This window comes from Tateyamaria pelophila (assembly GCF_019966495.1).
GTDB classification, from domain to species: domain Bacteria; phylum Pseudomonadota; class Alphaproteobacteria; order Rhodobacterales; family Rhodobacteraceae; genus Tateyamaria; species Tateyamaria pelophila.
The window spans coordinates 1-8,806 of sequence record NZ_JAIMIA010000158.1 but is presented as its reverse complement, the minus strand read 5'-3'; the positions used below and the strand labels follow the sequence as shown (position 1 = coordinate 8,806).

Annotated in this window: 6 protein-coding genes and 2 pseudogenes; 7 read left to right on the top strand and 1 reads right to left on the bottom strand. The window is 53.9% G+C overall.

Features of this window, described 5'->3' with window-relative positions; genetic code table 11:
• Positions 1 to 503: 503 nt before the first annotated feature.
• The 3 genes and pseudogenes from LC354_RS24720 to tnpB all read left to right on the top strand — a co-directional run.
• On the top strand, positions 504 to 2,594 hold the full coding sequence (locus tag LC354_RS24720) for a S9 family peptidase (protein ID WP_223428638.1): 2,091 nt from the start codon (positions 504 to 506) through the stop codon (positions 2,592 to 2,594).
• Between the two features lie 308 nt (positions 2,595 to 2,902).
• Complete coding sequence (locus LC354_RS24715; RefSeq protein WP_223428637.1) at positions 2,903 to 3,439, top strand: DUF3833 domain-containing protein; 537 nt, start codon at positions 2,903 to 2,905, stop codon at positions 3,437 to 3,439.
• A gap of 508 nt (positions 3,440 to 3,947) precedes the next feature.
• Positions 3,948 to 4,254 (top strand): annotated as a pseudogene (gene tnpB / locus LC354_RS24710) (IS66 family insertion sequence element accessory protein TnpB); the annotation flags it as partial.
• 30 nt (positions 4,255 to 4,284) lie between these two features.
• Here tnpB and LC354_RS28175 read toward each other — a convergent pair.
• Positions 4,285 to 4,428 (bottom strand): annotated as a pseudogene (locus LC354_RS28175) (rhomboid family intramembrane serine protease); the annotation flags it as partial.
• 208 nt (positions 4,429 to 4,636) lie between these two features.
• Between LC354_RS28175 and LC354_RS24705 the strand changes: the two are divergent.
• The 4 genes from LC354_RS24705 to LC354_RS24690 all read left to right on the top strand — a co-directional run bounded on the left by LC354_RS24705 (position 4,637) and on the right by LC354_RS24690 (position 8,732).
• Entirely contained in the window at positions 4,637 to 5,482 is an 846-nt protein-coding gene (locus LC354_RS24705) for an NAD(P)H-binding protein (RefSeq protein WP_223428636.1), read from the top strand.
• A gap of 53 nt (positions 5,483 to 5,535) precedes the next feature.
• Complete coding sequence (locus tag LC354_RS24700) at positions 5,536 to 6,144, top strand: protein-methionine-sulfoxide reductase heme-binding subunit MsrQ (protein ID WP_223428635.1); 609 nt, start codon at positions 5,536 to 5,538, stop codon at positions 6,142 to 6,144.
• 368 nt (positions 6,145 to 6,512) lie between these two features.
• Entirely contained in the window at positions 6,513 to 6,899 is a 387-nt protein-coding gene (locus tag LC354_RS24695) for a lysozyme inhibitor LprI family protein (protein ID WP_223428634.1), read from the top strand.
• Positions 6,900 to 7,256: 357 nt separating this feature from the next.
• Positions 7,257 to 8,732, top strand: a complete 1,476-nt coding sequence (locus LC354_RS24690; RefSeq protein ID WP_223428633.1) for an alpha/beta hydrolase — start codon at positions 7,257 to 7,259, stop codon at positions 8,730 to 8,732.
• The last annotated feature ends 74 nt before the right edge of the window (positions 8,733 to 8,806 follow it).

The window sequence follows — 8,806 nt, the reverse complement described above, 5'->3', positions numbered from 1 at the left end:
AACGCATGATCTTCTCTCCTGAATTTTGAAACCATACCGCCACAGCGGGTTTCAAAATTCAGGAGAGAAGATCAGAGAAAGATTCGCTGAAGCGGACCGGCTAGAAGCCGGTGGCTTCGATCCATTAGGTGGAAAGTCAACAAAGCATCCAACTGATAGGTGAAAGCGGACGAGCATTCGGGACAAGGCGGCAATGTATCATTCATCGCAAAGCTATAGCGTCCCTCTTGACGGCATGCCACACCTCTTCAAATAAAGATCGGCCCATTGCAGCCGCTGACCACGGCATCCGATCTAGGGGTGCGGCACAACAGAGCAACCATCATTGCAGAGTGTAGCATTTTGTCAGCTCAATCGTTGGTGTGTGGGACCTTCGCGCAACCTCGAGCGCCACTGCTTCAATGTTTGATATTGACGACGAAAATCTGCATTTGAAAGCACTTGAATGTCACAGTCGGTCCTGTGCAACGTTTGATCTCACCCTCAGCGAACAGGTCCACAACATGTCAAACTTTCCCGCCTTGCCCGATGCACCGGTCGCCGAAAAGCGCCCGACACAGCAAACAGTGCATGGCGTGGTGCTGAACGATGACTACCATTGGCTGCGCGCCGAGAACTGGCAGGAGGCAATGCGCGACCCGGCCAAGTTGCCGTCCGATATTGCCGCCTATCTCAACGCTGAAAATGATTACTACGAGGCCGCGATGGCGGACACCATCGCCTTGCAAAAAGAATTGGTGGCCGAAATGCGGGGCCGGATCAAAGAAGATGATGCCTCCGTTGCGCGAAAAAATGGACCTTACCTGTATGGCAGACGCTTTCGCGCAGGTGACGAACATCCGGTTTTTGAACGTACACCTTGTGCGGGAGGACCGGCTGAGATCAGCCTCGACGTTCAGGTCGAAGCGACGGCATATGACTATTTCAATCTTGGTGCCTTCGCTGTGTCACCCGATCATCAACTGCTCGCCTGGAGCGCAGACACCAGCGGAGCCGAATTCTACACCTTGCGCATTCGCGACCTGAAAACGGGCAAAGACACAGGCGATGTTCTTGAAGACATAGGCTCAATCGCATGGGCCGACCCCAAGACACTGTTCTACGTCCGCGTCGATGCAAATCATCGCCCGAACAAGGTCTTCCGGCATACGTTGGGCTCTGATCCCGCAGAAGATGTGCTCGTGTTCGAGGAAAAAGATCCGCGATATCACACCGGCGTCGGACGTATGCGGTCGGGGGCATTTATCTCCATCCAAACGGGTATGAATGATGAGAATGAAACGATGATCATTTCAACAAGTGCTCCGGAAACTCCGCCCCAAATCATTGCGCCGCGTCGGACAGGGATTGAATACACGGCTCATCATCAAGGCGACCATTTTGTCATTCTGACCAATGAATCCGCCGTCGATTTCAAAGTGGTCCTTACCCCGGTCGATGCGCCCGGTGCGGAAAACTGGGTCGATTTCATTGCACATGAGCCTGGACGAATGATCATTGATCTTGCGTGTTACAGGGACTGGACGATCTGGCTTGAGCGCTCCAATGCGCTCCCGCATGTTCGCTTCGTCAAGACAGGGCAAAATCCCCAGCATGCGCAAACGATCACTTTTGAAGAAGAGGCCTATTCGCTCGGGTTTGATCCGAGCCCGGAATACGACACCGACGATTTCCGATTTGTTTATTCATCGCCCACGACGCCGCTGCAAACCTACAGCTACCCGCTCTCGACCGGCAAGCAAGTGCTGCTGAAGGAAGCGGAGATCCCCTCCGGCCATGATCCTGCCCAATACATAACGCGACGGATTACTGCGCAAAGCCACGACGGAGCGGGGGTGCCGGTGACAATCCTGCACCACAAAGACACAGTGTTGGACGGGTCCGCCCCCTGTCTTCTCTACGGATACGGATCCTACGGGATGAGCATGCCTGCGAGCTTTTCGACCAACCGGCTCAGTCTCGTGGACCGGGGGTTCGTCTATGCGATTGCCCACGTGCGCGGGGGCGAAGAGAAGGGCCGCAACTGGTATGAGGCCGCCAAGTTTGACCGCAAGGTTAACAGTTTTTACGATATGATTGCGGCAGGTCAAACCCTTGCTGCCGAAGGCTACACCTCGCAAGGACAGATCGTCATTCAGGGTGGGTCCGCTGGTGGGCTGTTGGTCGGTGCGGTGGTGAACATGGCACCTGATCTGCTGGCAGGTGTGATTGCCGACGTCCCTTTCGTAGACGTGCTGAACACGATCCTGGATGATACGCTTCCGCTTACGCCCGGCGAATGGTCGCAATGGGGGAACCCGATTGAGAATGAAGACGCCTTCGCCGACATTCGCAGCTATTCGCCCTATGACAACGTCGTTCCCCAAGCCTATCCAGCCATGCTCGTGACCGCTGGCGTATCCGATCCACGGGTCACCTATTGGGAACCCGCAAAATGGGTCGCGAAATTGCGCGCGACAAAGACCGATGGAAACGCCCTCTTGCTGCGCACAAACATGACAAGCGGGCATTTCGGAAAATCTGGGCGGTTCGCCGCGTTGGAGGACGCAGCCCGCTCATTTGCTTTTGCCCTAAAGGCTGTGGGGAAGGTCTGAAATCACGTTGCGAGATTTTGTTGCGAAGTAGGAACGTTGCGGACTTCGGATGCGGCGCGGAGCCTGCGCAATTGGGCTGCCCTCTTTTGTAAGGTTGAGCTCCCGACAAGATCACAGGATGACTGTGAACAGCCGCCGAGGGGGGACATTCACTTTCAATTCAAAAAGGTGAACACGATGATATCAGTCCAGTCCATACCTGATGCGTTTAGCACCGGAGAATGCGAACGCATTACTATAGCGATACTCATTTGATTTTTCTGGATCAGATCTACATCGAGTTCTATCAACGTTCCGGGGCCTGAAAAATGAAACTGTTGCGCTCTGTACTGGCGCTGATGCTTGCTTTTGCACTATCAGCCTGCGCTGGTCGCCCGTCACTGGATGACCCGTCACTTTCCGCCCGAAATCTGCAACTTGAAGAATTTTTTGCTGGCGAGCTAACGGCGCATGGTCAATTCCAAGATATCTTTGGCAATGTCAGCCGCCGTTTTACAGTCGAGATCGATGGCACCTGGGACGGTAAGACGCTCCGGCTAGTTGAGAATTTTGTCTACGAAGATGGATCAACAGAGCAACGAATCTGGTCATTAAAAAAGACTGGCGAAGATACATGGGAAGGAACGGCTCCCGGTGTGATTGGTATCGCCACTGGACGGGAGAGTGGAGACACTTTCAACTGGCAGTATACGATTGACCTGCCCATTTCAGGAGGTGAAACCCTTCGTGTAAGCTTTGATGACTGGATGTGGCTGCTTACGGAAGATCGACTTCTCAACCGGGCTTACATGCAACGTTTCGGCATACCGCTAGGCGAGGTTATCATCACCTTCGAGCGCCACTAGTTTTTTTCCTGCACGCGATGGAAGCTGCCGTTCCGTACCAATGATATGAATGGTTCTGGTGAGGGTCGAATTTTGTCACCTCACAGTTTTTCGATTGGATCCGGTCAGCGCACGAATGAAGTTGCCATGAGTGTCAATTGCGGTGGAGTAGATGGGATCAAGGTGCGCCGGGGTGACTTCGGAAGCACTGCGGAAGCTCCTGCCAGGTTTCCGTCCGGTCTGAACGCGAATCTGATTTTCATGTGGCTCAAAGACCCCCGTTTTGCCCCTGCGGAAAGTAGCGCATCTGCCGCTGAAGCCGTGGTTGAGAGTATTTTCTACCTGTCGAGATAGAAGCGCCACCGCTGGAGAACAGCGGTTCTGCGCTTGCGCATGAGGCAGAGGATCCCCTTTGTTGCGCCGTCAGCGCGCAGCGCGTGGACATCACTCTGTCGGACGGGCGGCGTATTCTGGTGGAAGGCCCGACGGCGTTGTCTTCGGTTGTGGGCCTGATCCATCGGCTGACAGCATGATCCCGACGCCGAGCAACACGCGGGTGTGGTTCGCAGTCGGCCTGACGAATATGCGGCGCAGATTCAACACGCTGGCGGTGCAAACCGAAAAGGAACTCGCTGAGGATTCGTATTCGGGACATCTGTTCGTGTTCCGTGGCCGTCGTGGCGATCTGTTGAAGATCATCCTCCTCTCGGGCATTGCGGCACAATACCCTGCTGGGCAGCGGGTGGGACACCCAAGGCGCATGACTGTTCATGAAACGTCTTGAGAAGGGCCGGTTTGTGTGGCCCGCTGCCAAGGACGGAAAAGTGCACTTGACCGATCCACCAGACCGCGCTCAACCAAAAGCCACACCATCCGAAAGTCAGTCCAGATGCGCCAATATGAATGGCGGAGCTACCGAAGACCCAGACCAACGCACCGCCCAGAAGGATAATGATCACATTTACCGCCAACAGCGCACGCGTCGCCGTTGCTGCGAGCAGCGCCCCCATCTAGAGCGGAGGTGGAGTATTTGACTGCTATGTGCCAGCCCCCAGTACCTAAAAACCGAATTTTGAAGCTACCTTTGGAACCCATGTTTCCAATTGCGGCGCATTGCACAGACGTCGGCAACCTAGCTAGAAACGGGCATTTAATGCTGCGCTGGGGCTTCCGGCTCAGCTAAGCGCCGACAAAATTGCTAACGCAAGGAAAACGCAAATGACCGTCGCCGTCACCGCCGTATCGGGAAAACTCGGGCGCGAAATCGCCGAAAAGCTCATGAACAAACCTGACGCCGGAACTGTCATTGGTCTTGCCCGGACCCCGCCTAACGTTCAGGGCTTGGACATTGAAACGCGTCCTGGAGACTACGACAAGCCGGAACAGTTGCGGGCGTCGCTTGCCAGTATCGATACGCTCCTGCTCGTCTCGGGCATGGATGCACCGGACAAACGTATCGGGCAACATCGCAATGTAATCGAGGCGGCGAAAGCAGCTGGCGTCAAGAAGATTGTCTACACCAGCATACAAGGCCCCGAGGAAAGCACGGCCTTTTCGCCTATCGTTCAGAGCAACCGTCAAACAGAAGCCGATATCCGCGCCAGCGGTCTGGACTGGGCGATTGGACGCAACGGTATCTATATTGAGCCGGACATTGAATACATTGACAGCTACCGTACCAAGGGCGAAATCGCCAACAGCGCCGGAAACGGCAAATGCGGCTATACCACCCGCTCCGAACTGGCTCGCGGCTATGCAGCGCTTGTGACCAATCCTGCGTTGAATGGAAAAACGGTCAATCTGAACGGCGCTCCGATCACACAAACCCAACTGGCCAACTATCTGAACGCCGCTTTCGACGCTAGGCTGAGCTATCGTACCATGTCATCCAATGCGTACGTCGCCGACCGAACCGCCGAGCTTGGCGACTTCATCGGCTCGATCATCGGCGGGATTTATGACGGCATTCGTATGGGAGCCTACGACTCGCCGGGCGATTTTCTAGCGGTCACCGGTAAACCGCACCGCAGCTGGGAAAATTATTTCGCATCTTTAAGGACTTGAGCGACGGAACGCCTTTCACGGAGCGTAAAAGACAAAACATCGGAGCGAACACCGTGACAAAACTCAAATCTTTTTGGAATCAGCCCTACACGTTCTGGGCGCTGCTCAGTCTCCCAGCCATTCCGATTGTGATGGGGTTGACGTCTGGCGACCCGAGGGCGATCCACCAAATGCTGCATCCTTCGGGTGAGTTTGCTGCCCGGTTCATGATCATCACTATGATGATTACGCCTCTCGTGATGCTTTTCAAAGACGCGCGCTGGCCGCGTTGGCTGATGAAACGTCGGCGGTATCTTGGCGTCGCCGCCTTTAGCTATACCGCGCTGCACACGGTACTCTACTTGATCAATGAGGGTGCAGATGCCTTCACGATATCGGAAATTTCCAAACTGTACATCTGGACTGGTTGGCTCGCTTTTCTCATCTTCGTACCGCTTGCCGTTACCTCCACCGACGGCTGGGTTCGCTCACTGGGGCCACGCTGGAAGGCATTGCAACGGTTTGTATATGTAGCCGCAGTTTTGACTTTGCTGCACTGGGCAGCTCTCCACAACTGGGGCGGAATCGCACCAGCGATAATCCATTTCATGCCGCTCTTCCTATTGGAAGCATATCGAGGCTGGTCAATCCTACAACGCCGCAGACTTCGAGCCACGGTTTGACAATTGTGTCTGTTCTCCGGATGCAACATCGCACAAATGCTGGCCAAAGGGACGGGTTCTGCGGCGTTCACTGTTAATGAGTGGTGAGATTGCGCCAACGACAAGAGCCGACATTCAAACAGCCCGACACTAGGGTTCGCTCTGCACTGCCCCTTGGGCGCTCAAAGCCGGATGGGCTGATTGCTGCAAGATGAATAGTTTTCCGCAAAGCCGACATCGACGCGCGAGAACCTGACGGTCTAAGGATGCCTGGCTTGCGACATACTTCAGATGCCTTTTGCTTTAGACTGTTCGGCTCCTCACCCGCCCAGTAGACTTGCACCGGACGTTCGCGTCAAAGGACGTCAAAAACCATTGGGAGTGCCGTCATGAGAAATCTTGCAGCAACTTTGTTTTTATTGTTGTGCCTAGCGAGCATCGTCTCGGCTGATCCGGCAACAGAATGCGGCGGAAGCACTCAGGTCGAGATTGGGGATTGCGTCGCTGATACGTTGCGACGGGTCAATACGACGGTCGACATCTATTTGGGCTTTGCGATGAGTTCTGCGGAAGAAATTGATGAAGTTACTGGCCGAAAAGTGGCTGTACCGGCTCTGGAAGCAGCACAGGCGACTTGGTCGGCCTATCGCGATGCCCAATGCGGCTATGTCGGGGCGACGTTTGGAGGCGGGTCCGGGACAGGAATTGCGATCAATTCTTGCAAGATCGAGCTTGGTCGGAACCGGGCAGAAGAGCTTATGCGCTATGTCCAATGAAGAACGTATGCCATCATGTGCGGGTCGTGAACATAGGGCGCACCAAGATGAGCTGGGCTTGCACCATCGTCAACTTCAGTAAGATTTTCAAATCGTTCGCCCAACATGAAAATCCGGGTTGGAACAACCAGTTCGGGATGTCTACACAATCGCAGACACTGCTTGGGGTAGAATAATGCTTGATTCCGGGGAAGCATCAGGCAACCGTGCAAACAAATGGCTGGCCACTTGGGGAATGTCGGCCCAGTACGTGAGGCCGGTGAGCAAAGCACACCAGACTGACAATGATTTGTTCTGTGAGTAATTCCATGTAGCATCGTCAAGTTGCAGGATATCTCAAAAGCCAGGATACATTGGATGATCAAACGTTTATCTCGCCATCTAGGCTGGGCATTTCATGTGCTGCTCCGCCCTGTTCTTTACACAATGATCGGCGGACTTGTTACGGCATTGATCGTCGGCATCCTTTACCTCAACGACAAACCCAACCTGAATGTCTGGCACGAGGTTGTCCTCGACGAGGAGTTTTCCACCGCGTCGCAAGTCGACAGCTTTGAAGACTATCTGAAGTTGGAGGGTCGTCTTTTCCAGGAGTTGGAAACACAGATCTATGCCAAAGTTCCAGACGCTGAAAAGACGGCTGTCAACCGCTTCAACAAAGGCAGTAAAACTGATCTCAGCGAAAGGTCGCCAAACTGGAACAGGACCTTCACACTCTCTCCGGATAACCCGTCCTTTGGGGTCCTTCTGTTGCATGGTCTTTCCGATAGTCCCTATAGTCTGCGTAGCCTGGGCCAGCAAATGTACGCCGATGGTGCATACGTCGTTGGGCTTAGAATTCCAGGCCACGGTACGGCCCCGTCCGGACTAAGGCGAACAACTTTCGAAGACATGGCAGCCGCCGTAGAATTGGCGATGCGACATATGAAGTCGACACTCGGCAACGCGCCCATATTTATAGTAGGGTACTCAAACGGTGGCGCGCTGGCAGTTCACTACACCAACAATGCCATAGTAGACACCTCCCTCCCCGCTCCGGCGGGTCTGATGCTTATTTCCCCTGAAATCGGCATTTCGCCCGCAGCGGCCTTCGCCCCCGTTCAAGCTTGGATAGGCGAAACATTGGGTTTGAAAAAACTGGCTTGGAACAGTGTCGAAGTAGAGTTTGACCCCTACAAATATAACTCTTTTGCCTTGAATGCAGGCATCCTGGCTTATCATGCAACCAAACTGATAAGAGGCCAGTTGACTGATTTGGTCGATCGTGGCCACATTGACAAAATGCCGCCCATTCTGGCCTTTCAATCGGCAGCGGATGCAACTGTCGAAGCTCCGGTTCTCATAAGCGAACTGTTCGATAAATTGAACGATGGCAACCACGAACTTGTCATCTTCGATGTGAACCGTGTGTACGACGCTCAGGGGCTTTTGGCCAAGAAACTGGACGTCAAAAGCCTGATGAGTGGTGCGCCGCGTCTGTACAAGGTTTCTCTTGTTACGAACAAATCACAAGTATCAGAAGCAACAGTGCTGAAGGAGCGGCCGGCAGGAAGTCAGCAAGTCTACACCAGCGATTTGGAGGGAAAATGGCCGAGAGATGTCTATTCACTGGCCCATATTGCGCTGCCGTTTCCCCCCGATGACCCGTTATATGGCGAAGGTGACGCTGGACCGGATCAAGATCAATTCGTAAGGCTTGGCAGTTTGGCCGTTCATGGCGAACGTGACACTTTGTTGATACCTATATCAGCATTGACACGCCAACATTGGAATCCCTTCTATTCTGTCGTCAAGAAAAAGACACAAGCCTTTGTCCGTGAGGATGGTGATTAGGCAGCGGACTCATAAAACTCGATCCACAGCCTGACGGATGCCAGTTTGATCATCGACAGGAAATTGCGTGATGT